The following is a 24,152-nucleotide window of genomic DNA, read 5'->3' as shown; positions in this document are numbered from 1 at the left end:
CCATGGCAATGGATCTCACAACATTACTTTCCGCATTGATTGGTGCCGTTGTTGGATCAATAGGAGCCGCATCAGTTTCCCATGCATTACAACAACGCTCGGGAAGCCAGCAGAAAAGAAGGTCGATTTCATATTCATATTTGTATCAATGTCAAGATTCTCTAGAGTCTCTTTGGTATAGATTTGATAATTTCGCCAATAGAGGCGGCCGTGCCGTTGTAGATGAAGAGTATTCCGACTTAACAATGCTTTATTCGTTAGGCAGATCACTCGCGTCAGAACGACTCTTGATCATGTCTGATGTGATGCCACAGCTTGATGAACATTTTAATGGACTCGGTACTTACCTCCGCCTAAATAGAGTAGATAGTTTATTTCAAGGAATTGGCTTTCATCGGTACGATAGAGTTACGTTGGCAGAACTGGTTATGACAGAAAAAAAATAATCATTTTCGCCTTGCTACATTTATAGAATTTCGATCCCGATATGGATTACAAGATTCACACACAAGGGTATGGTTGAAGCCGGCCTTATCAACTGTACAGTCAATATCAATGAAAAAGCTGGATGAGCTACTGGAAAAGATTGAGAAAATAGTCAAACGTCTTTCTGATGAAACCGGTGTCCCAACAACAATAAAGAATCAGCGATAAATCAATTAGAAGGCACTGCACACCGCAGGTTGCTTGGCACTCCGCGCCGCACAACAACGCGGATCAAGCTGACATCGGTCATTAAAGTCTTCGCTTTTTCGCCGGTTCACCCGCCGTCCCGTTAGGCACAAGCTTTTTCACCAGTTGACCGAAGGAAGTGACCATGACGCAACTCGACGTAATCAAAGTTGGACAACTGGAGATCAGGTATCTGATCGACGGAGCGGCCCACGCCGGAATGGGCGTATTCGAATTAACAGTTCCAGCGGGATCAAACGTTCCGCCACCGCACAGTCATACCCACAATGAGGAATGCGTCTATGTTCTGGAGGGAATATTGCGCTACTCGGTCGACAACGATATACGGGATTTGCGCCCGGGTGACTGGATGCGCACACCCAGAGGCTCGGTGCACGGATTCAGTAATCCGCATACTGAGCTTGCGCGTGCGCTTATCGTGCTAACTCCCGATATTGGCGCGCAATACTTCCATGACGTCGCCAAAGTCGTCAGTGCTGGCGACCCGCCAGACCGGACGCAGCTCCTCGCAGTCATGGCGCGCTATGGCCTTGTTCCTGCTGCACCCCAACGTGCCTAACCATTGCATTCACTCCGACCGACGCGCGTAAGAGCAGCGCGCGGTTGATATAGGAGTAGTGCAGATGCTTCACGCTCGCACTACGGAGCGGCGGATTTCAATCCGCCGCTCCGCTAGAAGGTGTTGAGTAATAGCGGAGAATGGCGATGAAATATAAAAATCGAATCAACCGAAAACGAAGTTAGTATCGAGGTTTCTGAGACCAAAGGGAAGCAAGAGAAATTACTGGAAGCTTTTCAAGAGTGCCAGGAAGGACGTTGCATGTGCCCTACCCAGGAATATTCGAAGCTGGATTCACTAGAAATCGAAACTAACGAAGACATAATCAAGCTGAAACTTAAATCAAAACCAGATGTAAAATTCGATAACTCCGAAATTAGTAAATGTCTTGAGTACACCAAGGGAAAGGTGCTGAATGAAAACTGATCAACCGCCTTCTAACGAGTGCATGCAGTCGGACCCAGCAAAACTGAGCCGCTGATGCGGAACGTGATCCACCCCCTAGGTTTGCTTGTAACCCGAGGAGAAATCATCAAATGAAGCCAAATCCTTTTAATAGGCTCCACCTTTGGTTCTTGCCCTGTTTGCTGCTATTAACTGCCCCCATGGGTTTTGCCGCCAATGACGTTCGCACCGAGCGGGTACACTTCAAGAAGGGTGCAAATAGTGCCGTGGTCGAGGCCAGCATCAAGGGCTACGAGACTGTGGATTACGTATTGGGCGCTCATGCTGGCCAGTACATGAACGTCAGCCTGGCAACGAAACATGGCGCCACCTACTTCAACATCATGGCTCCCGGCGAAAACGAGGTAGCCATGTTCAACGGCTCCGTCAGTCAAAACCAGTACGAGGGTACCCTGCCAGCGAGCGGTGACTACAAGATTCGCGTCTACATGATGCGTTCGGCGGCTCGCCGCAATGAGGTAGCCCATTATCGTCTGGAGATGATCGTCGATGGCGCTCGGCAGCCGACCGCTCACGCGCCCAGTCATGACGCCAAGGTGCCCGGAACCGACTTCCACGCCACCGGGAATATCCCCTGCTCGATGGGCAAGGGTCAGCCCACGGGCTCCTGCGCGTTCGGCGTCAAGCGTGAGGGGAATGGCAATGCCATGGTGACGGTCACCAAAGCCAATGGAAGCCAGCGGGTCATCTTCTTCGAGAAGGGTCGTGCAGTCGGCTACGACCAGAGCCAAGCTGACTCTGGCCGGTTCAAGGCCAAGAAAGAAGCGGACCTCAACATCATCCACATTGGCGAAGAACGCTACGAGATCCCGGATGCGGTGCCCGAGGGTGGCTGAAAACTAACTTTCCCGTGGCACAGCGTGGAATTCCTTGCCTCTCGGTTCGTCGGCAAGCCGGGCACATCCTCGTGGTAGCCTTGATATTTATCACGGGATGCCGGGCACTGCGGTTTGCAGTGCCCGGCATGACGCGTCGCACCCGCCCGCTGTTTATTGCCTCCATCATCTGGGGGAGGCTTATGCGACTTGGGAATAGCTGGTTCAGATCCAGACACCGGAAGCCAACATCCGCGCCGATCTGCTGTTGATATAGCCGGTGCTGGCAGTTACCTCGGGATGGGCGCTGTTCCGTGCGTTTCGGGCAATGGAGCTCATCCTCGTTTTTCCAGCGGCAGCCGCCTAACGGGGCGTCGGATCAACCGGACTCACTCGCCTAAAATTGCACCTTGTCCGGGTCGGTTGGCCGCCGCCTCGTTGGAAGCCGTAAATATGCGCCTCTGGTCATTACATCCTAACTATCTGGATCCCCAAGGTCTGGTGGCGCTGTGGCGGGAGGCTCTCTTAGCGCAGGCAGTCCTTCGTGGAGAAACCCGTGGCTATCGCAATCATCCCCAATTGGACCGCTTCAAGAATCATTCGGCGCCACTTGCGGCCATTTCTCTATATCTGAAGGGCATTCATGAGGAGGCGAAGACGCGGGATTATGCCTTTGATATAAGCAAAATCAAGCTGGCCCGGCAGGTGGTATCGCTCACTGTCACTACAGGTCAGATGGCGTATGAGTGGGCACATCTGCTGGCAAAGCTGGAGGTGCGAAACCCAGCGTTATATCGAACGTATCGGAATGTGGAAGTGCCAGAGGCCCACTCTATCTTTACCGTGTGTGCTGGTGATGTTGAGTCATGGGAGCGTTATTGAGTTTCTGTACTCCAGAAGATATTAATGATGGCGTGGGACTTTCAAGAGATACTGGGTATGCAAGGTTTTTACAATCACGAGTTCTCGGTTTTGCTGTAACATTTTACCCATCAGTTTTCACGCTAATCTGCATTATTGGCAGCACAAGACGGTGTGGATGCTGGAGTACGGTGTGGAGTATTGGCTGGAGCACCAGGTGGATCGGCGGATTGCGCTGGAGCAGTGCGAGGCAATTGCCTCGGAGCACAATCGCGGAGAGGACACGCTGACACTGGAAAGCCGCAACTCTCTCTTCTGTGACACGAATCCAATCACCACGTAGGTCTTCGCGAAAGACTACCATGGCTGTGCCGGTCCGATACTAACTGGAGTCCGCCTCTTGGCGGCACGGCATTGCGCGAGTCACTATGGGCCTTGCGGAGGCTGCTCCTTAAACTTCTTGCGAATCCACGGAGTTTCCCATGCATCTGAAAGATTCTCGCCTGTTTCATCAGCGGTGCTATATCGGTGGTTCCTGGGTGGATGCCGATCGTCAAGAAACTCTTCCGGTGACCAATCCAGCCACGGGCGAAACGCTCGGCAGCGTGCCCAAGTTGGGCGTTGTCGAGGTCAAGCGGGCGATCACGGCGGCTCAGGACGCTTTCGCCGGTTGGCGGGCGCGAACCGCGAAGGAGCGCTCAACCCTCCTGCGCCGATGGTTCAATCTGATGCTGGAGCATCAGGACGATCTGGCGGTGCTGATGACGCTGGAGCAGGGCAAGCCGCTGACGGAAGCGCGCGGCGAAATCGCGTATGCGGCCTCCTTCATCGAATGGTTCGCCGAGGAAGCCAAACGGGTTTACGGCGATGTCATTCCCCCGCATCAGGCCGACAAGCGCATCGTTGTCGTCAAGGAACCGATTGGCGTTTGCGCGGCCATTACGCCCTGGAATTTTCCCGCCGCCATGATCACCCGCAAGGCCGGCGCCGCGCTGGCCGCCGGCTGCACCATGGTGATCAAGCCCGCCTCGCAGACTCCGTTCTCGGCGCTGGCGCTGTGCGAACTGGCGGAGCGGGCCGGCATACCGGCGGGGGTGCTGAACGTGGTCACCGGTTCCGCGCAAGTCATCGGCGCCGAGCTCACCGCCAACCCAACGATCCGCAAGCTCAGCTTCACCGGCTCCACCGCTATCGGCAAGCAACTCATGCGGGAATGCGCCGGCACGATGAAGAAGCTGTCGCTGGAACTGGGGGGCAATGCGCCCTTCATCGTTTTCGATGATGCTGATCTGGATGCCGCCGTGGAAGGGGCGATCATCTCCAAATACCGGAATGCCGGCCAGACTTGCGTCTGCGCCAACCGCATCCTGGTGCAGGAGGGTGTCTACCAGGCGTTCGCCGACAAGCTGAGCCAAGCGGTGGCGGCCCAACTCAAGGTAGGTAATGGCTTGGAATCCGGCGTCACCCAGGGGCCGCTGATCGATGAGGCGGCGGTGGCGAAGGTGGAGGAGCATATCGCCGACGCGCTGAGCAAGGGTGCCCGTGTCGTGCTGGGCGGTCGGCGGCACGAACTCGGCGGGACTTTCTTCCAGCCGACGATCCTGACTCAAGTGACCCCGGAAATGGCGGTGGCGCGGGAGGAAACCTTCGGTCCGGTGGCGCCGTTGTTCCGTTTTTCGACCGAGCAGGATGCCATCCTCATGGCCAACGATACCGAGTTCGGCTTGGCTTCCTATTTCTACAGCCGCGACATCGGGCGGGTCTGGCGAGTCAGCGAGGCGTTGGAATATGGCATGGTCGGCGTCAACACCGGGCTTATATCCACCGAAATCGCACCCTTCGGCGGCATGAAGGAATCCGGCCTCGGCCGTGAGGGCTCCAAATACGGCATTGAGGAATATTTGGAAATCAAATACCTGTGCATGGGTGGCATCGACCGCTGAGCCACTTGCTCCCCATTCTTTTGCCTTTATCGATGGAGTATCGAACGATGACCACCAATGCCGAGCTGCTGTCGCGCCGCGTGCAAGCCGTCGCCCGAGGCGTGTCCAGCATTCATCCCATCGCTGCCGCGCACGCCGAGAACGCCGAACTCTGGGATGTGGAAGGTAAGCGTTATATCGATTTTGCCGGCGGCATTGCCGTGCTCAACACCGGTCATCGTCATCCCCAGGTGATGGCGGCGGTCGAGGCGCAATTGCGGCACTATACCCATACCTGCTTTCAGGTGATGAGCTACGAACCTTACGTGGCGCTGGCCGAGCGGCTCAACGCGCTGGCACCGGGTCGGGGTCCCAACAAGACGCTGCTGTTGACCACAGGCGCCGAAGCGGTGGAAAACGCCGTCAAGATCGCCCGCTTTCATACCAAACGTTCGGCGGTCATCGCCTTCAGCGGCGGGTTCCACGGTCGGACCATGCTGGCGCTGGGCCTGACCGGCAAGGTACCGGCCTACAAAACCGGTTTTGGCCCCTTCCCCGGCGAGATTTACCACGCGCCGTTTCCCAACCCTCTGCATGGGGTCAGCGTCGAGCAATCGCTGGGGGCGTTGGAGACATTATTCAAAGTCGATGTGGAACCCGAGCGGGTGGCGGCGATCATCATCGAACCGGTGCAGGGGGAGGGTGGTTTTTACATCGCACCGCCGGAATTCCTGAAACGCCTGCGTCAGCTTTGCGACCAGCACGGTATTGTGCTGATCGCCGATGAAATCCAGACCGGCGCGGCGCGCACGGGCAAGTTCTTCGCCATCGAGCATAGCGGAGTGGTGCCCGATCTGATCACCGTGGCCAAAAGTCTGGCCGGCGGTTTTCCACTCTCGGCGGTGGTCGGTCGCGCCGAAGTCATGGACAGTGTCGGCCCCGGCGGTCTGGGCGGTACCTATGCCGGTAGTCCACCGGCCTGTGCGGCGGCTTTGGCGGTGTTGGATGTCATCGAACGTGACGGTTTGCTGGAACGCAGCCTACGGCTGGGCGAAACGATCCAGGCGCGACTCAAGAAATTGGCTGACCAGGTGACCCGCATCGGCGACGTGCGCGGCTTGGGCGCCATGGTGGCGATGGAATTTTTCCAGGACGAGGCGCACCGGGTGCCCGACCCCGAGCTGACCAAGGCGTTGGTGACCCGAGCGGCCGAACGCAGCCTGATCCTACTGCCTTGTGGCATGTACGGAAACGTCGTGCGTATCCTGGTGCCGTTGACCGCGTCCGATGCCTTGGTGGACGAAGGCTTGACGATCATCGAGCAATGCCTGGAATCGCTAAGGCAGGTGTCCCGCTAGCTATAGTCGCCGCATCTTGATGTCGAGGATTTGAATGCGGTAGGCGATCTGGCGAGGCGTCATGCCCAACAGCCGGGCCGCCTTGGCCTGCACCCAACCGGCCTGTTCCAGCGCGGCAATGACCCGCTCCCGCTCGTCCAGGTCGGGTGCGTCCAACTCGATCCTGGGCGGAGCGGAGATCGGAGCCGCGCCGGCGCCACGCAGACTCAGGCCGCTCAGTTCGATCACATCCTGGGCGATCACGCCGTTGGCGCTCATGATCGCGCTGCGTTCCAGGCAGTTTTCCATCTCGCGCACGTTGCCGGGCCAATGATGCCGCATCAGCAAGCGGATGGCGCCGTCCGTGATGGTCAGCATGCGTCCCTGCTGTTTGCCGATCTTTTCCACCAGAAATCGCGCCAGATCGGGAATGTCTTCCTGACGCTCGCGCAACGGCGGCATGAAGATCGGCATCACGTTGAGTCGGTAGTAGAGATCCTCCCGGAACAGACTTTCGTCCACCGCCGCTTCCAGATCGCGGTTGGTGGCGGCGATGACGCGAACGTCCACCCGTAGGGTCTGGCTGCTGCCGACCCGCTCCATCTCGCCTTCCTGGATCACCCGCAGCAACTTGGCCTGAAAAGCCGGGGAGATGTCGCCGATCTCGTCCAGGAACAGGGTGCCGCCGTGCGCCTGTTCGAAACGCCCCTTACGCTGGTTGACCGCGCCGGTGAACGCGCCTTTCTCGTGCCCGAACAGTTCCGATTCCAGCAGGTTGTCCGGCAGTGCCGCGCAGTTCAGCTTGACCAACGGCCCGCTGGCCCGCGGCGAGTTGTAGTGGATGGCGCAGGCGATCAACTCCTTGCCGGTGCCCGATTCGCCGCGTACCAGCACCGTGGTATTCCATTTCGCCACCTGCCGCACTTGCTCGAACACCTGCTGCATCGGCTGGCTGTGGCCCACCATGCTGTCGAAACCGTGCTGGCCGCGCACCGTCCGCCGCAGGCTATCGCGCTCGGCGGTCAGTGCCCCGCGCTCGCGTTCCATGGCCTGAGCGGCTCGCACGCTGCGGGCGATCAGGTTGGCGACCATTTCCAGAAAGCGGGCGCGTTCCGGCAGCCACTCGTCGCGGCGGGGTGGTTGCGCCGCCAGCACGCCGCTGTATTGGCCCGAGCCGGCCCGGATCGGTACCCCAATCAGCGGTAGTTCGCGGTCGTAGAGCCGCAGACGGTCGAGAAAGCGCGGTTCGTCGGCCAGACGCGGCAGTACCAGGCGCTCGCCGCGCTCCAGCACCATCCCCAGCACCCCTTCTCCCGGCAGGTAGCGCACCGGCTCGCCGGTTGGCGGCTTGGGCTGATCGTGGATGGCGCTGACCAGCAGGGCGCCGCTATCGGGGTCCACCAGCGAAACCACGCCGCGATGCAATTCGCCGTATTCGTGCAAAATCCGCAGGACCTGATCGAGCGTTTCCCACAATGGACAGGGACGACTAAGCACTTGGCTTACCCGGAACAGCGTGGCCAGTTCGATTTCCAGCAAGTCCGATCGATCCATGACGACGTTCTGCGTACCGATGGCGGTCAAGAATCATCCTCGTATTTGATGGGCAGCAAGACTTGCCAGCGGCAGCCCGCGTCATAGTCGGGATCAAGAGTAATCATGCCGCGCTGCTCATTGACCACTTCCTGGACCATGGCCAGACCCAGGCCGACATGGGTGGCGGCGCGCTTGGTGGTGAAGAACGGTTCGAAAATTCGCCATTGCAGGTCTGAGGCCACGCCGGGGCCGGTGTCCTCGATCACCACCGATACCGTCTGCTCTTGAGTGGCGGTGGTGATGCGCAGTTCGCGAGGTTGGTGACGATTGCTGTCCATGGCGTCCAGGGCATTGTCGATCAACTGCTTGAACATGCCGCGCAAGCGGCTGGCCCGCGCGGTGACGGCGGGTAGCATCGGCGCGGGTTTCCAGTCGACGACGGTGCCGCCGGCCAGCAGGCGCTGCTTGCACAGTTCCAGTACCTCGCGCAGCAACTGATTGATGTTGACCGGCGTCGCCGCTTCCGGGGGTACCGCCGGCACCAACGCCCGCAGCCTTTCCAAGGCCGTTTGACCGGTCGCGGCAGCCTGATTCAGGGCGTGGCGCAGGGCGGGGTCGGCCTGGGCGCCGCGTCGTTCCAGCAGGTCGCGAGCGGCGGAGATCAGATTCATCGGTCCCTGCATCTGGAAGATGGCGGCTTGCAGCGCCTCGCGCATGCTGCGTACCCGTTCCTGCTCGGCCAGCAGGGCGCGCATGGCGTTCATGCCCACCGCTTCCTGCTGGCGCTTGAGCGCGGTGATCTCGTTGGCCATGAGCAGCAGATAGGTCTGTCGCACCGGCTTGAAGAAGGTGGCGGCGCTGCTGTCCTGTTCGCGGAACCACACGCCCGAGCAGGAAAACCAGCGCGGTTGCCCCTTGCCGCCCGGATCGAAGCTGACCTCCCGATCCCGAAAACCGTGCTCGGCGTTCGCGCCCCACGGAAAGGTTTCGCCCAAGGTTTCCCGCAGGCACGCAGGAATTCGGCCGCCGGTTCCCGTACCCGCAGGTCGCCGACCAGTTTCTTGTATTCGTGGTTGTCGAGGATGACCCGGCCGTTCTCGTCCAGGAGGGCGATGACCGCCGGGGCGGCATCCACCATCGATTCGATCAACGCCTTTTGATAGTGCACCTGTTGTTCCAAATGGTGCATGGCGGTCACGTCGCGATGAATGCCGAGGAAGCAGGCGGTTTCCGCCCGGAGATCCTGGATCGGGATGACGGTCAGTTCCGCCAGATAGACGGTGGACCGCTTGCGGCGGTTGACCAGCAGCCCGGTCCAGGGTTTGCCGCGCTTGATCTGCCGCCATAACTGATCGTAGACCCGGGCCGGGGTGCAGCGATCGGAGAGCATGGCGGTGTTCTGACCAATGACCTCGCTGGCGGCATAGCCGGTGACTTCGGTGAAGGCCGGGTTGACGTAGAGGATGTTGGCGTCGGTGTCGGTGAGGCAGACCGCGATGGTCAGATGGTCCACCACCTTGGCGAACACCCAGGGCGGCAGGGCTTCGGCGGCGGATTGCACCGCCTTCGGGTCGGTCTGGGCGGAAAGGTAGCCGAATGTTCTCTGATCGTTCTGGGCCATGGGTGTACTCGGCATTGTGGGAGGCTGGAACCGGTGAGAAAACCATATGCAAGTTCATGGCCAGCGTGAGAGGCATGAAGTAGTGAGGATCGAGCATGAATCGAAGCGACAGAGGGATTCGGCTCGATCCACTATTCACCGCCTTTTCACCCGCAATGCAGCATTCATGACAAGCGAACCCCATTTCCCTTCGTCATTGTTGCGAACCTCACAATCGTTCCGCGATCGGCCGGGGAGAATCGAGATCGGCAAGGCATTGAACGTCTAGGGAATGGCATGCCTTCAATCTCGTTGGCACGATTGCTGCGGAGTAGCGAGCCAGGAACGCGGAGGATTGTTATGCGGGATTACCTGTTCATCCTGTTGGGCGCGGCGCTGGTCAACAACGTGGTGCTGGTGCGATTTCTCGGGCTGTGCCCGTTCATGGGCGTGTCGAACAAGATCGACTCCGCCCTGGGCATGGGAATGGCCACGACCTTTGTGCTGACCTTGGCGGTCGCGGCCAGTTGGCTGTTGGAGCATTACCTGCTGGTCCCGCTCGATATCGAGTTTTTGCGCATCCTGGCGTTCATCCTGGTGATTGCCGCCCTGGTGCAGTTCACCGAGATGTTCGTGCGCAAGGCCAGCCCGGTGCTCTATCAGATGCTGGGCATCTACCTGCCACTGATCACCACCAATTGCGCGGTGTTCGGCATGGCACTGCTCAACGTTCAGCAGAAGCACGATTTTTTCAGCGGTCTGCTGTACGGCTTCGGCTCCGCGCTGGGGTTCACCCTGGTGATGGTGCTGTTCGCGGGGATTCGGGAGCGGCTGGCCATGGCCAGCGTGCCGGCGACTTTTGCCGGTGCTCCCATCGCTTTCATCGCCGCCGGCCTGCTGGCGCTGGCGTTCATGGGTTTCGCTGGGTTGCCGGTACGCTAGCCGTCGGCCCCGATCGGGAGTTCACCAAAATGATTGCCGCCATGATGACGTTGACCATGTTGGGGTCGTTGCTGGGGCTGCTGTTGAGCCTGGCCGCCCGCTTTTTCCAGGTGCCGAGCGATGCCTTGCGCGAGGACATCATGGAATTGCTGCCTGGCGTGAACTGCGGGCAGTGCGGTTATCCCGGTTGCGGTGGCGCGGCGGACGCGCTGGTGGCCGGCACCGCCGCGCCGACGCTATGCCCGCCCGGCGGCGCGGCATTGGCGCGGACATTGGCGGCCAAGCTGGGTCGGGCGCTGGATGCGTCGGGAGGTCCGCCACTGCTGGCCGAGATCGACGAAAGTCTGTGCATCGGCTGCGCCCATTGCGGCAAGCTCTGCGCCACCGACGCCATCATCGGTGCACCCAAGCAGATTCATGTCGTTTTGCAGGAAGCGTGTACGGGCTGTGGCGTGTGTGTCGAGGTGTGCCCGACCGAGTGTTTACAATTGCGTCCCCAAAAACCGACTTTCGATAGCTGGTGCTGGCCCAAGCCGGCGCTGGTGGGAGTGTGAGCGATGCGTCTGCATGACTTCCGTGGCGGGGTTCATCCGCCTAGCCAGAAACATCTCAGCGCCGGGCGGCCGATCGAGTCCCTGCCGTTGCCGTCGCGGCTCTATATCCCGTTGCAGCAACATGCCGGTGCCCCGGCGCTGCCGGTGGTGGCGGTCGGCCAGCAGGTCGGCAAGGGCGAATTACTGGCCCGCGCGCAGGGGGCGACTTCCGCGCCGCTGCACGCGCCCAGTTCCGGGCGGATCGCCGCCATAGGCGAGTTTACCGCGCCGCATGCCTCGGGGTTGCCGCTGCCGACCATCATCCTCGACACCGACGGTGAAGAGCGTTGGGCCGAGCGCGAGTCGCTGCCCGATCCCTTCGAGTTGAGCCCGGAAGAAGTCGCCCGTCGGGTCGGCGCCGCCGGTATCGTCGGCATGGGTGGCGCCAATTTTCCGGCGGCGGTCAAGCTCAGCAAGGCGCGTCAGGCGGGCGTGCATACCCTGGTGATCAACGGCGCGGAATGCGAGCCGTATGTGACCTGCGATGACCAACTCATGCGCGAACGCGCGGGGGAAATCGCCGACGGCATCGCCATCATGCTACATGCCTTGCAGGCATCGCACGCCGTGGTCGCCATTGAGAACAACAAGCCGGAAGCCGTCGAGGCCATGAGCGACGCCTGCCGGCACGATGCCCGGATCGAGGTGCTGAGTCTGCCCAGTCGCTATCCCGCCGGATCGGCCAAGCAGTTGATTCAACTGCTGACCGGACTGGAGACGCCGGCCGGAGGGCGTGGTACCGATACGGGCCTGCTGGTGCACAACGTCGGTACCGCCTATGCGGCGCATCGGGCGCTGCGTCACGACCGACCGTTGATCACGCGCATCGTCACGGTCAGCGGCGGGGCCGTGCCGGAGCCGCGTAATCTGGAGGTTCCCATCGGCGCGCTGGCGGCCGATCTGTTGGCCTATTGCGGCGGCGTCAGCGACGAGCGTGCCCGTCTGCTGATGGGTGGACCGATGATGGGACAGCCGTTGCCCGGGCCTCAGGTGCCGGTGATCAAGGGCACCAACGGCATTCTGGCGCTGACTCCCGACGAAATCGGGGAGGCGAGCGAGCCATCGCCGTGCATCCGCTGCGGTCGCTGCGTGGAGGCGTGTCCGATGGGCCTGTTGCCACTGGAATTGTCCAAACGGGCGCGCGGTGAGGATTGGGAGGGTATCCAAGCGCTGGGATTGAACGACTGCATGTCCTGTGGTTCCTGCGCTTACGTCTGTCCATCGCACATTCCCCTGCCGCAATACTTCGCCTATGCGCGCGACATGCTGGCGGCGCAACGGCGCGAGGAACAGAAGGCGCGGCGTACCCGCGAATTGATGGAGCAGCGTCAGGCGCGGTTCGAACGACAGGAGCGGGCCAAGGCGGAAGCGGCGGCGCAACGGCGGGCGGCAAAGAAACCACGAACCGCGGTTCTGGAAGCGGATGAAGATTAAGACACTGCATTGTAAAGCAAGGGCCGAGGTATGAATTCAAATTCGCTCGCCGGTGCTCCTCATGCCCATGATCAGGACAGTGTGCCTCGATTGATGAGCGCGGTGTTGCTGGCGATCCTGCCGGCAACCTTGTACGGCTTGGTGCTATTCGGCTGGCCGGCGCTCAATCTGCTGGTGGTCACCGTCCTGGTGGGTTTGGCCTGCGAGGCCGGCTGCTTATGGTTGGCGGGACGACCGATCCGGTCGGGGATCATGGACGGTTCGGCGCTGTTGACCGGGGTGTTGCTGGCTCTGTCGCTTCCGCCCTGGGCGCCATGGTGGATCGGCGCCGTCGGTGCCGGGTTCGCCATCGTGGTCGGTAAGCAAGTGTTCGGGGGTACCGGTCAGAATATCTTCAATCCGGCGATGCTGGCGCGAGTGATGCTGCTGGTGTCGTTTCCGGTGGAGATGACCACTTGGCTGGAGCCGCACCTCTGGTGGTCTGGGACTTCGCCGGGGTTATTGGAAGGCTGGTTGATCACCTTTGGACACTCCACCGCGACCGATGGCGTAACGGGCGCCACCATCCTGGGCTACGCCCGTACCGAGTTGGGAATGAATCATTCCCTGAGCCAGATTTTACCGGGGCATTATCAAGCCGGTGCCGCCGCGCTGGGTTGGACCGGCGGCAGTTTGGGCGAAACCGCCGAATGGCTGGTGCTGCTGGGCGGGTTGTGGCTGTTGTGGCGGCGGGTGATCACCTGGTACATCCCGGTCGGGATGCTGGGCGCGATGCTGGTGCTGGCCGGCGGTTTCCATCTGCTCGATCCCCAGCGCTTCGCCGATCCCATGCTGCACTTGCTGTCGGGCGGGTTGATGCTGGGCGCGTTTTTCATCGCCACCGACCCGGTCACCTCGCCGATCTCGTCGCTGGGGCAGGTGGTGTTCGGCGTCGGCTGCGGTGCGTTGGTGTACATCATTCGCACCTGGGGCGGCTACCCCGAGGGAGTGGCGTTCGCGGTGGTGCTGATGAACGCCGCCACGCCGCTGATCGATCATTACATCCGCCCGCGCGCCTACGGTCGAACCTGGAGCGGCAAGCCGCGACCGGTGCCGGCCCATGCTAAACAATCGCCTCTGGCGCGGAAATCTGGAGTGGATTCGCGTGATTAGTCACTGGCTGAAACCGGAGATTCGGCAAAGCTCGGGGTATCCGATCCTGTTGTTGGGTGGTGTGGCGCTGCTGGTCAGCACGGCGATCGGCATCGCCAACTTGGGGACTAATGCCGATATCGCTCGGCGCCAGTTGGAGGATTTGCAGGTCACCTTGCAGCAGGTGGTGCCCGCCGAGTACTACGACAACGAACCGGTGCGCGACACGGTGACCATTCAAGAGGGCGATCGGTCGGTGCAAGTCTATCGGGCACGGCGCAAGGGTCAGGTGCAAGCGGTGAGTTTTCGGACCACGGCACCGGGTTACGGCAGCTCGGAGATGGTGCTGATCGTCGGGGTGGACCGCGACGGCAAGCTGCTGGGCGTGCGGGTAATCAGCCATGCCGAGACCCCAGGCTTGGGCGACAAGATCGAAACGAGTAAATCCAACTGGATTCTCGGGTTCACCGGTCGCTCGCTGAGCGATCCACCACCGGCTGGCTGGGGCGTCAAAAAAGACGGTGGAGTATTTGACCAGTTCACCGGTGCGACCATCACTCCGCGCGCGGTGGTCAAGTCGATCAAGGGGGGACTGGAGTTTTTTGCCGCTCATCGAGCGGTGTTGCTGGATGAAGCGAGTGGAGGTCATGACCAATGAACGATTATCGCGGCATCTTCGCCGACGGTCTGTGGAACAACAATGTGGTGTTCGCTCAGATGCTGGCCTTGTGTCCGCTGATGGCGGTGACCAGCACCGCCACCAACGGGCTCGGCATGGGGTTGGCGACCACGGCCGTGCTGTTGGCGTCCAACATTGTTGTTTCTAGCCTGCGGCACTGGATCGCCCAAGAGGTGCGCATTCCGGTGTATGTGCTGCTGATTGCCTCGCTGGTCACTTTGGCCGACATGGCGATCAATGCTTGGTTGCATGAGCTGTACAAGGTGCTGGGGCTGTTCATTCCCCTGATCGTGGTCAACTGTTGTGTGTTGGGTCGGGCCGAGTCTTTTGCCTCCAAGCAGCCGGTGTCCGCCGCCGCCGCCGATGGGTTGGCGATGGGGCTGGGTCTGACCCTGGCGTTGGTGCTGATCGGCGCTTGTCGCGAGATCTTGGGCAGCGCCACCTTGTTCTCCCACGCCTCCTTATTGCTGGGGCCAGCTTTCACCTTTCTGGAAACCACGCTGATCAAGGATTATCACGGCTTTCTGCTGATGTTGTTGCCGCCGGGCGGTTTTCTGGTGCTGGGGTTTTTGCTGGCCGGCAAACGAGTGATCGAGCGGGTGGCTGAAAAGCGTGAAGTCAAAGAAGAATTTCATTGTAGTGTCCAGTGATTCGCGGCTTGTAATTGCAGCAAAGACCGTGTGAAGGAGGGGTTATGCAAGTCAGCGTCGCTTACGCCGAATCGGGCCATCAAGTCTGGCTGTCCCTGGAGGTGCCCGAAGGGAGTACGGTACAACAGGCCATCGAGTTATCCGGGGTCCTGGGTCGTTACCCGCATCTGAATCTCAAGAAAAATAAGATTGGGATTTTTGGCAAGCTCACCAAGCCGACCGCACCGCTAGAAGCAGGGGATCGGGTCGAAATCTACCGACCGATCACCGTCGATCCCAAGACCGTGCCGCAACGGAAAATCGCGCTGGATGACGATGAGGATGACGATGACGACGATTGATTGTGGTCCGATTTTCCTCGTTCCCTGAGTGTGGGGAAGTCGCGCGGGTCAGCGGGGAAGCGGTGCTTCATTCGCTTCGTACCCGCGATTCGGGTCGGAGCGATTCGGGCGTCAGCGTCAGCCGATGCCGCTCCGGTCCGGGCAGGAACGGTAGCGGGCGGCCATCGGCCCAAGCGTCGAACCCGGCTCGGTAGAAAGGCGACAGGGGATGACCGCTCTGGCCGCCGGGCATGTGTAGGATGCCTTCCGCCTCCCGTCCCGGTGCGACCACGAGTCGTTCGGACGAGCCGTTGTCCGGCGTTTGCACCCGAGGCATGTACAGGTCGCCCGGTAGGGCGCGTGTTGGCATGTCCAGCCAGCCGCCCAGCCAGGGTAGAATCCGGCTGAAGGGATGCTGGATATGGATCGAATTTTGCTCTCCCCAGCTTTTCTTACCCAACGGCTGACCGTCGGCGGTCAGTTCCGCCAGCGTCGCGTCCGCCGCATCCAGCAGCAGCGCCGGCCAGTCGGGATAGCGAGGATCGAGCAGATGCGGTGGCTGTTGGGTGACCAGTTGCCACAACGGCCCCTCGTGCTGCCTGATCAAGGTGTAGTCGAAACGCAGATCCGCTTGCAGGCAAGCAACGGTCAATGGCGCGAATGCCCGTTCCCTGACCTTCAGACGGAAAGCGCGAACCAACCGGTAGCCGACCGAATCCACCTCGGCCCGTTCGCCCCAGTCGGCGACCCATCGACGCATTTCCTCCCGACGCGGATCAGCGTGGGTGGCATCCGGGGTCAACACCGCCAGCAGCAGATCGCGCCAACGCTGGAGAAATAGCGCGCGATCATCGAGTTGCAGCGCCAGAAAACGCGCTTCATCGAACTGTTGCGTCGATTGCAAACCGTCGCGAATCTGTCCGGCTCGGGCACCAAGCGCGTAGCCGCCGTCGCCCAGCAGATTGAGCCACGCCCCGTCCACCACCCGACCGTTGGCGGTCCACAGCCGGCCGCTAGGCGGATCGGCGATGCGCGGGTATTCGGTGGGTTCCAGCCAACCGTCCCAGCCGCGCCGGCCGTCGGCCCAGGAAGACGGTACCCGACCCGTATGGCCGAAGCGGCGCGGAATCGGACCGGTGATGGTCCAGGCGATATGCCCATCCGCGCTGGCCAGCAGAATGTTTTGCGCCGGCATGCCGGCCCGGTTGGCAACCGCTAGCGCCGCCTCCAGCGTTTCGACCCGCTCCAAGCCTTGTGGCCCCAGGTCGAATGCTCGCGGCTCGTGCGCTACCCAGCGCAGCGCTCGTCGCCGGCCCTGATGATCGCGATCCACCACCGGTCCCCAGACGGTTTCCAGCACCTCCAGCGTTTCGGGTGGCCCATCCTTGACGGTCAGCGTTTCCCGGACATGGGTAAAGGCGCGCGGCCCGTCGGGGGTCAGATAGCTATCATCATCCGCACCGGCTTCCAGGATCACTAGATCCGCCCAGTCGCCTTCGCTGTTGGTGAAGCCCCAGGCAATGTGGCCATTGCTGCCGGCCGCGATGGCTGGCGTACCCGGCAGGGTGACTCCGGTGATCCGTCGCTCGTTACCCCGCTCATCGGAGTAGAGCAAGGCAGCCCGATACCAGATATTGGGGACGCGTAGCGCCAAATGCATGTCGTTGGCCAGCAGCGCGCCGCCGTGAGCGGTCAATTGCCCGGCGACCGCCCAGTTGTTGCTGCCGCTGACCGTTTCGGAGAGGTCGGTGGTCACAGTTGGGAAGAGCGCGAAGGCGGGCGCTTCTTGATGCGCCCGCGTGGTCGCCGGAACGATATCGGCGATCGACTGACGGCGCAGGTCGAACGCTTCGGGGTCGGGCAGGGATGGCGAGGAAAGCGCGTTTCCCAGCAACGGCGCGTCCCATTCGGTACCGAGCGGGTCGAGGAAGTCGGCCAAGGCGGGTGGCAGCCGGTCGTGCAGCAGACCCCGGGTCGATTCGCGCCGCCATTGCTGGCCTTGCAGGTTCAGATACATCGCATACACCGCCAGCGGCGTATCCTCGGTTCGCCAGGGTTCGGGAGCGGTTCGCAGTAACAGGTATTCGAACGGAGGGGCGGCGAGGGCGGCCAGTCCGGCGTTGACGCCGGCGGTGTAGGCGTCGATCAGGGCGCGATCTTCGGCGGGTACCGCTGTCAGCGCCTGACGGGCACGGTGGCGGAAGCGATGCAGGCGGTGGGCGCGATCCAAATCCAGCGCCGCCGGGCCGAACAAGGCCGCCAGCTCGCCGGCCGCCGTGCGCCGCAGCAGATCCATCTGGAAAAATCGTTCCTGAGCGTGGATGAAGCCGGTGGCGCGGGCGACATCAAGCCGGTTGGCGCCACGGATGACCGGTATGCCCAGCGCGTCGCGTTCGACAATGGCCGGCGCGCTCAGTCCGGCCAATACCGCCGTGCTATCCAGTTGAGGCAGGCTGCCGTGCAATCGGCTATACAACCAGATGGCGCAGCTGGCCAGCAGCGCCAACAGGCCGATACCGACCTGCGGCGCCCAGTGGCGCCACCGAAGGCGAAACCGCGCCCTGTCAGCAGTTGCGTGCATGCAATGTCGCTCCAAAAAGGAGGAAATCGGTCGTTGTCATTGCAGGATGTCAAATTGCCCGATGGCGGTCCATGCTATCATTCAAGCGCTCGCGCAGGTGCTGTTCGCGTGAGTTTGACCAGGTCATATAACAACTCCCGAGGAGACCCCCATGACCAATCCTGTTTCCGATAACAGTCGCCGCCGCTTCATCAAGCTGACCGCCATCGGCTTGGCGGCCGCGCCGTTCGCCAACGCCCTGCTGAGTGGAGCCGCCAAGGCGGCCGACATGGTCAGCGAGACCGATCCCACGGCGGCGTCGCTGGGTTACGCGGCCGACGCCACCAAATCCGACAAGCGCAAGGATGCCGAGGCGTTTTGCCATAATTGTGGCCTGTACACCGGCAAGGCTGGCGAAGAGAGCGGCCCTTGCGCAATTTTCCAGGGTAAACTGGTTCATGCCAACGGCTGGTGCACCGCCTGGACCAAGAAGGCGGCCTGAACCGCTTGAGAATTCAGGGAGCAGGTCTTGCGTAATCCCTGCTCCCTGCCGGCTCCCTTATTTTCCCCGCTTGCGATCCAAGCGCCAGACGATGTCTTCGACGATGGTGCGATAAAGATTTTCCTTGAGCACCGCGTCCTCGATGCCGTGATCGATGTTGGGGTTGTCGTTGACTTCGATTACCACCACGCCCTTGTCGGTCTGTTTCAAATCCACGCCATATAAGCCGTTGCCGATCAGGTTGGCCGCCTTGAGCGCCGTCTTGACCACCACCTCCGGCGCATCTTCGACCCGGAAGGTTTTGAAATCGCCGGCGCGGTTACCGGTTTTTTGGCCGGGTTCGTGGTTGTAGATCTGCCAGTGCTCCTTGGACATGAAATACTGACAGACGAACAATGGCGTCTTGTTGAGAATTCCTACCCGCCAGTCGAATTCGGTATAGAGAAATTCCTGTGCCAGCAGCAGGTCGGAGGACTTGAACAGTTTAGCGGCCATGTCCAGCAGTTCAGTCCGATCATTGACCTTGAACACGCCGCGTGAAAACGAGCCGTCGGGAATCTTCAGTACGATGGGGTAGTCGATTTCGCCATCCACCCGTTCCAGATTGTCGCGGCGGACGATGACGGTTTTTGGCGTGCGGACCCGGTGGGTGCGCAGTAACTCATCTAGATAGACTTTGTTGGTGCACTTGAGGATGGAGTCGGGATCGTCGATGACCACCATGCCTTCGCTTTCCGCCTTTTTGGCGAAGGTATAGGTGTAGTGGTCGATGCCGGTGGTTTCGCGGATGAACAGCGCGTCGAATTCGGCCAGCCGGCCAAAATCCTTTTTCTCGACCAATTCGACATTGACCCCGCATTCGCGGCCGATCTTGATGAACTGTTGCAGTCCCTTGGGGTTGGACGGCGGCATGGCTTCCTTGGGATTGTGCAGCATCGCCAGATCGTAGCGGTAGTTACTGCTGCGGACCCGCGGCTGCCGCCAGCGCCGGCTGAGATAAGCCGCCAGTGCTCCGAGAAACATCTCCTCCTGTTCGGCCGACAGCGAATGCAGGTGCAGTGCCTTGAGGGTGGCGATTCGCCACTTGCCTTGCAATCGGAATTCCACGCGTAGCAACGGTGAGCGGAAGGCATCGAACAGTTGTCGGGCCAGCTCCTGTAGTTCCTTGGCGGCACACTGGCCGAAGAAGATATCCAGTTCGAAGGCCGTGGCAGTGAAGCCGGGTCGGGGCTTGCCCAGCACCTGCTGGACATGGTCGTCCAGATCCTCGACGTCCAGGCTGTAGATCGACTTGCGGCTGAGATCGTTGAGGGTGCGTACGCTGGGGATCACCCGGTGGCGTCGGGCCTCGGCCAGCAGCGAGCAGTAGTAACCGACACTTAGGTAACGGTAGCTGCGGCACAGGTTGAGTACCCGCAGGCTGCGGCCGGTGGAGTATTCGGGTTTGGCCAGGTAGTCCTTGGCGGCGACGACGGGTAGTTTGGGAAAATGGGGTTTCCATTCGGTGGGATTTTCCACCAGGATGATGTGATCGGCCATCGGTGCAAAGCGTCCTGATAAAGCGAGTGTGCGGTTAGGGTGGTTAAGTGGCCGGCGGTTCGGGGCGACGGTTGGAGCGATAGAGGATCAGCACGGCTTTTTGCGCGACCTTGCCATAGCGGGCCATGCGCTGGAACTCCCGGTGCGAAATCGGCATGTTGACGGAATCGGTGACGGTTTCGCCGTTTTCGTCATCGACGAACGGGTCGTGGACATAGATGCAGTGATCGTCGAAACCGGTGACGACCACCCAGTGCGGGAAGCGCTCGCCATAGATCCGGTAGGAACTGATCAGCACCAGCGGAATACCGCCGGTTTCGAATTTCTGCCGTAGTTCGTCCACGCCCAGACTGCCGCGATACAAGGCGACTGGCAACCGGCTCAATTCTTCGATCCAGTCTTCCTGCACCAGTCGCATCACTTCCTTTTTTTCCGGGTTGCGGACCGAATCGACCAGGAACACGCCGTCTTCGTTGACGTGAATCTCCAGATCGAAACCGCGTCGATAGGACGACAGCGCCAATCCGTAGGGGCCGCAGCCGCCATGGCCGGCGGTCATGAAGATGGTGGTAGCCTCGCGCCACAACCGCAGTTCCAGCTTGCGGTCCAGTTCGAGCGTGGGGTCCAGCGCCTTCATGGCCATCATCAGCGCCGCTGGACCGCAGGTGAAATCGAGGGTCTGCTGGTAGTAGGGGACCTTGACCAGATCGAGTTGGAGTTGCGGGACCAGGCGCTTTTCGAAGCGCAGCGCGGTCATGTGGTCTTCGTAATAATCCAGCACTTCCTTGAACTGGCGGTAGCCGTGGCGACGGAACAGGTTCAGCGAAGGGGGGTTGTCGCGGCGGACCTCCAACCGCATCGACACACAATCGCGCTCCAGGGCGACGGTCTCGGCGGCTTCCAGCAGGCGGTCGCCGATCTTACAGCGAGCAAAATCCGGGTGGACAGCGATGGAGTACAAGCGGGCCATTGAGGTGCCGCGCGAGAACAGCAGCAGCACGTAGCCGCGAATGCGATCGGCGTCTTCTTCGACCAAGGTGATCGCGTTGCCGCGGGTTAGCAGGTGACGGAAACTACGGCGGGACAGCCGGTCGCTGCTGAAACAGCGGTTCTCGATGGCCAACAGGGCTGGAATGTCGTCCGGAGTAGCGGCGCGCGGCATGGCGGATTTCAAGGCAAAGCGGTTCCAGACTCGAAAGTCGGGCGGGCGAACGGGGATGGGCAAGACGGCTTGGCGACAACGGCCAGGACAAGCGCGGGATACCAACCGGCGAATGTTGCTATTATCTCGCAGCATTCACCTCCATCGCTAGTGAAAACTCATGCCGATTTCGTCAACCCCGTTACTGGATCGTATCCGCCAACTGATCGCCATTCCCTCGGTCAGTAGCGTGTCGCCGCAGTTCGATCAAAGCAACCGACCGGTGGTCGATCTGCTGGCCAATTGGCTGGAGGATGCCGGTTTCGTGGTGCGGATCGAACCGCTACCGGAACGGCCGGATAAGGCCAATCTGATCGCCACGCTGGGGGTGGGGCCGGGTGGGTTGGTGCTGGCTGGGCACACCGATACGGTGCCGTTCGATGCCGGGCGCTGGCGATACGATCCGTTTGGCGGAGAGGTGGCGGACGGGCGGATTTATGGTCTGGGCACTGCTGATATGAAGTCCTTTCTGGCGCTGGCGCTGGAAGCGGCGCGGGAGTTCTCAGCGGGTTCGTTGCGCCAGCCGCTGGTGATTTTGGCCACGGCGGACGAGGAAAGCAGCATGCATGGCGCGCGGGCGCTGGCGGCGGCCGGTCGGCCGCTGGGTCGGCACGCGCTGATCGGCGAACCGACCGGGCTGAAACCGGTACGGATGCACAAGGGCATCCTGATGGAAGCGATCCGGCTGGAAGGCCGCTCGGGTCATTCCAGTAATCCGGCGTTGGGTGTGAGCGCCCTGGAGGGCATGCACCGGGTGATCGGCGAGTTGCTGCGCTGGCGGGCGGAATTGCAAGCGGGCCACCGCAACCCGTTGTTCGAGGTCGAGGTGCCGACCCTCAATCTGGGGCATATCCACGGCGGCGACAATCCCAACCGGATCTGCGCCGACTGCGAGCTGCACATCGATATTCGGCCGTTGCCGGGAATGTCGTTGGCGGACCTGCGCGGCGAGTTGCATGGTCGGTTGGCTCGATTGCTGACCGAGAGCGAGTTGCGACTGGATTTCCTGCCGCTGTTCGAAGGGATCGAGGCGATGGAAACGCCAGCGGCGGCCGCCATCGTGCGGGCAACCGAGGAACTGACCGGTGCGCCGGCTGGGGTGGTGAGTTTCGGCACCGAGGGGCCGTATCTGAATGCCTTGGGCATGGAGACGGTGATTCTCGGTCCCGGCGATGTGGAATGCGCCCATCAGCCGAACGAATTTCTGTCGCTGGCGACGATTCAGCCGACGCTGGATCTGCTGCGAGGGCTGATCGGGCGGTTTTGTTTGCCATCCGCATGAACAACCTCCCCCTGATTCTCGGCGCGCTGGGGCCGATCTTCGCGCTGATCCTGCTGGGTTTGGGGCTGCGGCGGCTGGGGTTTCCGGGTGACGGATTCTGGCCGGCCGCCGAGCGACTGACCTATTTTCTGCTATTTCCGGCCTTGCTGGTGAACCGCTTGGCGCAGGCGCGGCTGGAGGAATACGCGGTCGGGCCGGTGGCGGTGGTGGTGGTGGTTTTGCTGTTGGGGATGACGGCGCTGGCGTATACGCTACGGCCGTGGCTGGGAGTGGACGGACCAGCCTTTAGCTCGGTATACCAGGGTGCGATCCGCTTTAATACGTATGTGGGACTGGCAGTGGCGCTGGCGGTGTTTCACGTCGAGGGCGGCACGGTGGCGGCGCTGGTGATGGCGCTCATGATCCCGATGATCAATGTGCTGTGCGTGCTGGTGTTGAGCGCGCACGCCGGTGGTTCGATCAGTGTGACTGGGGTGTTGCGGGGCTTGATCACCAATCCGCTGATCCTGGCCTGTCTGGTCGGGATTGGCTTGAATCTCAGCGGGATCGGCTTGCCGTGGGGCTCGGCGGCGATGCTGGATATTCTGGCGCGGGCGGCGTTGCCGTTGGGTCTGCTGGCGGTGGGCGCGGGCTTGCGACTAGCGGCGCTGAACCGGCTGGGCTTGCTGGTCGCGGTCAGCGCGCTGAAACTATTGGTATTGCCGGCGCTGGCGGCAACGCTATGCTGGTTGGTGCAACCGGGCCAGTTGGAAACGGCGGTTTTGATGACTTTTGCCGCGCTGCCGGGATCGTCCACCGCTTATATTCTGGCACGGCAACTGGGTGGCGACGCGCCGTTGATGGCAGCGATCGTGACGGTGGAAACCGGGCTGGCGTTGGTGACGCTGCCGGCGGTGCTGGTCTGGGTGGTCTAGTTGAAATACGTGGTGGAGCGGAGGGGTTATGGCCGCGACGGTGCAATTCCCGCGACATAAGCTGGCGGTGGTCGATTTTCAGCGGCTTGGCGCGGCGGGGATTCTGACCGAATCCGACCGCGTGGAACTGATCGATGGGGAGTTGATGGATATGGCGCCGATTAACAGCCTGCACGCGGATTATGTGGATCGATTGGCGCAGATTCTGACGATTCAGAATTATGGCGATTATCGAGTGCGGGTTCAGAACCCAGTGCAACTGGATGAAAATAGCGAAGTGGTGCCGGACTTGGCGCTGGTAGTGAATCGTGGTTATCGCGATGCGCATCCGACTGCGGGAGATGTGCTGCTGTTGATCGAGATAGCGAATAGCACGCTGGCTTATGACCGGGAGTTGAAAATTCCTTTATACGCCCGGCACGGTATCCCGGAGGTTTGGCTGCTGGACGCGACGGAGGGGCGGATGGACTGCTATCGAGAACCGGTGCTGGGGAATTATCGGGAGAGCCGGACAGCGGAACCTGATGAAACATTGACCTTGGAGCGGTTACCGGAGATCCGAGTCCATTTGGCGGCACTATGGCGCTGATCGAAATTAAAAAGGCTTGCGGCAAGGT

The 24,152-nt window shown here is 61.1% G+C and carries 22 protein-coding genes and 1 pseudogene; 17 read left to right on the top strand and 6 right to left on the bottom strand.

Annotated elements, in window-relative coordinates:
- The first annotated feature begins 2 nt into the window (after positions 1 to 2).
- From E4P82_RS00655 to gabT, 6 genes are all read left to right on the top strand, one after another.
- A complete protein-coding gene (locus E4P82_RS00655) occupies positions 3 to 446 on the top strand; it encodes a hypothetical protein (RefSeq protein ID WP_169247094.1) in 444 nt (147 codons plus the stop codon).
- Between the two features lie 371 nt (positions 447 to 817).
- A complete protein-coding gene (locus E4P82_RS00650; protein ID WP_169247093.1) occupies positions 818 to 1,252 on the top strand; it encodes a cupin domain-containing protein in 435 nt (144 codons plus the stop codon).
- Positions 1,253 to 1,836: 584 nt separating this feature from the next.
- Positions 1,837 to 2,553 (top strand): hypothetical protein, encoded by a 717-nt coding sequence (locus tag E4P82_RS00645; RefSeq protein ID WP_169247092.1) that lies wholly within the window; start codon positions 1,837 to 1,839, stop codon positions 2,551 to 2,553.
- A 432-nt stretch (positions 2,554 to 2,985) separates the two neighbouring features.
- On the top strand, positions 2,986 to 3,414 hold the full coding sequence (locus tag E4P82_RS00640; RefSeq protein WP_169247091.1) for a pyrimidine dimer DNA glycosylase/endonuclease V: 429 nt from the start codon (positions 2,986 to 2,988) through the stop codon (positions 3,412 to 3,414).
- A 461-nt stretch (positions 3,415 to 3,875) separates the two neighbouring features.
- A complete protein-coding gene (gene gabD, locus E4P82_RS00635) occupies positions 3,876 to 5,336 on the top strand; it encodes an NADP-dependent succinate-semialdehyde dehydrogenase (RefSeq protein WP_169247090.1) in 1,461 nt (486 codons plus the stop codon).
- A 47-nt stretch (positions 5,337 to 5,383) separates the two neighbouring features.
- A complete protein-coding gene (gabT, locus tag E4P82_RS00630; protein WP_246327260.1) occupies positions 5,384 to 6,673 on the top strand; it encodes a 4-aminobutyrate--2-oxoglutarate transaminase in 1,290 nt (429 codons plus the stop codon).
- Here gabT and nifA read toward each other — a convergent pair whose 3' ends face one another.
- The 3 genes and pseudogenes from nifA to E4P82_RS21590 all read right to left on the bottom strand — a co-directional run.
- Positions 6,674 to 8,206 carry a nif-specific transcriptional activator NifA gene (nifA, locus tag E4P82_RS00625; protein ID WP_169247112.1) on the bottom strand — a complete coding sequence of 511 codons (1,533 nt, stop codon included), beginning with the start codon at positions 8,204 to 8,206 and terminating at the stop codon, positions 6,674 to 6,676.
- Positions 8,207 to 8,232: 26 nt separating this feature from the next.
- A complete protein-coding gene (gene nifL / locus E4P82_RS00620) occupies positions 8,233 to 9,183 on the bottom strand; it encodes a nitrogen fixation negative regulator NifL (protein WP_169247089.1) in 951 nt (316 codons plus the stop codon).
- A gap of 233 nt (positions 9,184 to 9,416) precedes the next feature.
- A pseudogene (locus E4P82_RS21590) lies at positions 9,417 to 9,809 on the bottom strand (PAS domain-containing protein); the annotation flags it as partial.
- A gap of 339 nt (positions 9,810 to 10,148) precedes the next feature.
- Between E4P82_RS21590 and rsxA the strand changes: the two are divergent.
- The 7 genes from rsxA to E4P82_RS00585 are packed head-to-tail and all read left to right on the top strand — an operon-like array spanning position 10,149 to position 15,558.
- Entirely contained in the window at positions 10,149 to 10,730 is a 582-nt protein-coding gene (rsxA, locus tag E4P82_RS00615; RefSeq protein WP_169247088.1) for an electron transport complex subunit RsxA, read from the top strand.
- Positions 10,731 to 10,759: 29 nt separating this feature from the next.
- On the top strand, positions 10,760 to 11,284 hold the full coding sequence (locus E4P82_RS00610) for an RnfABCDGE type electron transport complex subunit B (RefSeq protein WP_169247087.1): 525 nt from the start codon (positions 10,760 to 10,762) through the stop codon (positions 11,282 to 11,284).
- Positions 11,285 to 11,287: 3 nt separating this feature from the next.
- Positions 11,288 to 12,757, top strand: coding sequence for an electron transport complex subunit RsxC (gene rsxC, locus E4P82_RS00605; RefSeq protein ID WP_169247086.1), 1,470 nt, complete (start codon positions 11,288 to 11,290; stop codon positions 12,755 to 12,757).
- A 30-nt stretch (positions 12,758 to 12,787) separates the two neighbouring features.
- Positions 12,788 to 13,909 carry an RnfABCDGE type electron transport complex subunit D gene (locus E4P82_RS00600; protein WP_169247085.1) on the top strand — a complete coding sequence of 374 codons (1,122 nt, stop codon included), beginning with the start codon at positions 12,788 to 12,790 and terminating at the stop codon, positions 13,907 to 13,909.
- Positions 13,902 to 14,546: an electron transport complex subunit RsxG gene (gene rsxG, locus E4P82_RS00595; protein ID WP_312913679.1), complete on the top strand. Its 645-nt coding sequence runs from the start codon at positions 13,902 to 13,904 to the stop codon at positions 14,544 to 14,546. The genes E4P82_RS00600 and rsxG overlap by 8 nt, the downstream gene beginning before the upstream one ends.
- Positions 14,543 to 15,217: an electron transport complex subunit E gene (locus E4P82_RS00590; RefSeq protein WP_169247083.1), complete on the top strand. Its 675-nt coding sequence runs from the start codon at positions 14,543 to 14,545 to the stop codon at positions 15,215 to 15,217. Before rsxG ends, E4P82_RS00590 begins: the two co-directional genes overlap by 4 nt.
- A gap of 44 nt (positions 15,218 to 15,261) precedes the next feature.
- Positions 15,262 to 15,558: an RnfH family protein gene (locus E4P82_RS00585; RefSeq protein WP_169247082.1), complete on the top strand. Its 297-nt coding sequence runs from the start codon at positions 15,262 to 15,264 to the stop codon at positions 15,556 to 15,558.
- Between the two features lie 67 nt (positions 15,559 to 15,625).
- On the opposite strand, the gene E4P82_RS00580 is transcribed toward E4P82_RS00585, so the two are convergent.
- On the bottom strand, positions 15,626 to 18,118 hold the full coding sequence (locus tag E4P82_RS00580) for a penicillin acylase family protein (RefSeq protein WP_169247081.1): 2,493 nt from the start codon (positions 18,116 to 18,118) through the stop codon (positions 15,626 to 15,628).
- A 151-nt stretch (positions 18,119 to 18,269) separates the two neighbouring features.
- Here E4P82_RS00580 and E4P82_RS00575 point away from each other — a divergent pair, with 151 nt between their 5' ends.
- Positions 18,270 to 18,599 carry a high-potential iron-sulfur protein gene (locus E4P82_RS00575; RefSeq protein ID WP_169247080.1) on the top strand — a complete coding sequence of 110 codons (330 nt, stop codon included), beginning with the start codon at positions 18,270 to 18,272 and terminating at the stop codon, positions 18,597 to 18,599.
- Positions 18,600 to 18,656: 57 nt separating this feature from the next.
- Here the strand turns inward: E4P82_RS00575 and E4P82_RS00570 are convergent, their stop codons facing one another.
- Both E4P82_RS00570 and E4P82_RS00565 read right to left on the bottom strand, forming a co-directional pair.
- Complete coding sequence (locus E4P82_RS00570; RefSeq protein ID WP_169247079.1) at positions 18,657 to 20,138, bottom strand: RimK family protein; 1,482 nt, start codon at positions 20,136 to 20,138, stop codon at positions 18,657 to 18,659.
- A gap of 43 nt (positions 20,139 to 20,181) precedes the next feature.
- Positions 20,182 to 21,300 carry a GNAT family N-acetyltransferase/peptidase C39 family protein gene (locus E4P82_RS00565; RefSeq protein ID WP_169247111.1) on the bottom strand — a complete coding sequence of 373 codons (1,119 nt, stop codon included), beginning with the start codon at positions 21,298 to 21,300 and terminating at the stop codon, positions 20,182 to 20,184.
- Between the two features lie 160 nt (positions 21,301 to 21,460).
- On the opposite strand from E4P82_RS00565, the gene argE reads away from it, so the two are divergent.
- The 3 genes from argE to E4P82_RS00550 are packed head-to-tail and all read left to right on the top strand — an operon-like array spanning position 21,461 to position 24,124.
- Positions 21,461 to 22,621, top strand: a complete 1,161-nt coding sequence (gene argE / locus E4P82_RS00560) for an acetylornithine deacetylase (RefSeq protein WP_169247078.1) — start codon at positions 21,461 to 21,463, stop codon at positions 22,619 to 22,621.
- Positions 22,618 to 23,535, top strand: coding sequence for an AEC family transporter (locus E4P82_RS00555; protein WP_169247077.1), 918 nt, complete (start codon positions 22,618 to 22,620; stop codon positions 23,533 to 23,535). Before argE ends, E4P82_RS00555 begins: the two co-directional genes overlap by 4 nt.
- Before the next feature lie 28 nt (positions 23,536 to 23,563).
- Positions 23,564 to 24,124, top strand: coding sequence for a Uma2 family endonuclease (locus tag E4P82_RS00550; RefSeq protein WP_169247076.1), 561 nt, complete (start codon positions 23,564 to 23,566; stop codon positions 24,122 to 24,124).
- Positions 24,125 to 24,152 lie beyond the last annotated feature (28 nt).

This window comes from Candidatus Competibacter phosphatis (genome assembly GCF_012939995.1).
Taxonomy (GTDB): Bacteria; Pseudomonadota; Gammaproteobacteria; order Competibacterales; family Competibacteraceae; genus Competibacter; species Competibacter phosphatis.
The sequence above is the reverse complement of the archived record's forward strand: the minus strand, read 5'-3'. Positions and strand labels throughout refer to the sequence as shown.

Excerpts from the sequence above, each read along its gene's own strand:
- E4P82_RS00655 (WP_169247094.1), top strand. The coding sequence starts at position 3 with ATGGCAATGGATCTCACAACATTACTTTCCGCATTGATTGGTGCCGTT.
- E4P82_RS00650 (WP_169247093.1), top strand. The coding sequence starts at position 818 with ATGACGCAACTCGACGTAATCAAAGTTGGACAACTGGAGATCAGGTAT.
- E4P82_RS00640 (WP_169247091.1), top strand. The coding sequence starts at position 2,986 with ATGCGCCTCTGGTCATTACATCCTAACTATCTGGATCCCCAAGGTCTG.
- gabD (WP_169247090.1), top strand. The coding sequence starts at position 3,876 with ATGCATCTGAAAGATTCTCGCCTGTTTCATCAGCGGTGCTATATCGGT.
- gabT (WP_246327260.1), top strand. The coding sequence starts at position 5,384 with ATGACCACCAATGCCGAGCTGCTGTCGCGCCGCGTGCAAGCCGTCGCC.
- nifA (WP_169247112.1), bottom strand. The coding sequence starts at position 8,206 with ATGGATCGATCGGACTTGCTGGAAATCGAACTGGCCACGCTGTTCCGG.
- rsxA (WP_169247088.1), top strand. The coding sequence starts at position 10,149 with ATGCGGGATTACCTGTTCATCCTGTTGGGCGCGGCGCTGGTCAACAAC.
- E4P82_RS00610 (WP_169247087.1), top strand. The coding sequence starts at position 10,760 with ATGATTGCCGCCATGATGACGTTGACCATGTTGGGGTCGTTGCTGGGG.
- rsxC (WP_169247086.1), top strand. The coding sequence starts at position 11,288 with ATGCGTCTGCATGACTTCCGTGGCGGGGTTCATCCGCCTAGCCAGAAA.
- E4P82_RS00600 (WP_169247085.1), top strand. The coding sequence starts at position 12,788 with ATGAATTCAAATTCGCTCGCCGGTGCTCCTCATGCCCATGATCAGGAC.
- E4P82_RS00590 (WP_169247083.1), top strand. The coding sequence starts at position 14,543 with ATGAACGATTATCGCGGCATCTTCGCCGACGGTCTGTGGAACAACAAT.
- E4P82_RS00585 (WP_169247082.1), top strand. The coding sequence starts at position 15,262 with ATGCAAGTCAGCGTCGCTTACGCCGAATCGGGCCATCAAGTCTGGCTG.
- E4P82_RS00580 (WP_169247081.1), bottom strand. The coding sequence starts at position 18,118 with ATGCACGCAACTGCTGACAGGGCGCGGTTTCGCCTTCGGTGGCGCCAC.
- E4P82_RS00575 (WP_169247080.1), top strand. The coding sequence starts at position 18,270 with ATGACCAATCCTGTTTCCGATAACAGTCGCCGCCGCTTCATCAAGCTG.
- E4P82_RS00570 (WP_169247079.1), bottom strand. The coding sequence starts at position 20,138 with ATGGCCGATCACATCATCCTGGTGGAAAATCCCACCGAATGGAAACCC.
- E4P82_RS00565 (WP_169247111.1), bottom strand. The coding sequence starts at position 21,300 with ATGCCGCGCGCCGCTACTCCGGACGACATTCCAGCCCTGTTGGCCATC.
- argE (WP_169247078.1), top strand. The coding sequence starts at position 21,461 with ATGCCGATTTCGTCAACCCCGTTACTGGATCGTATCCGCCAACTGATC.
- E4P82_RS00555 (WP_169247077.1), top strand. The coding sequence starts at position 22,618 with ATGAACAACCTCCCCCTGATTCTCGGCGCGCTGGGGCCGATCTTCGCG.
- E4P82_RS00550 (WP_169247076.1), top strand. The coding sequence starts at position 23,564 with ATGGCCGCGACGGTGCAATTCCCGCGACATAAGCTGGCGGTGGTCGAT.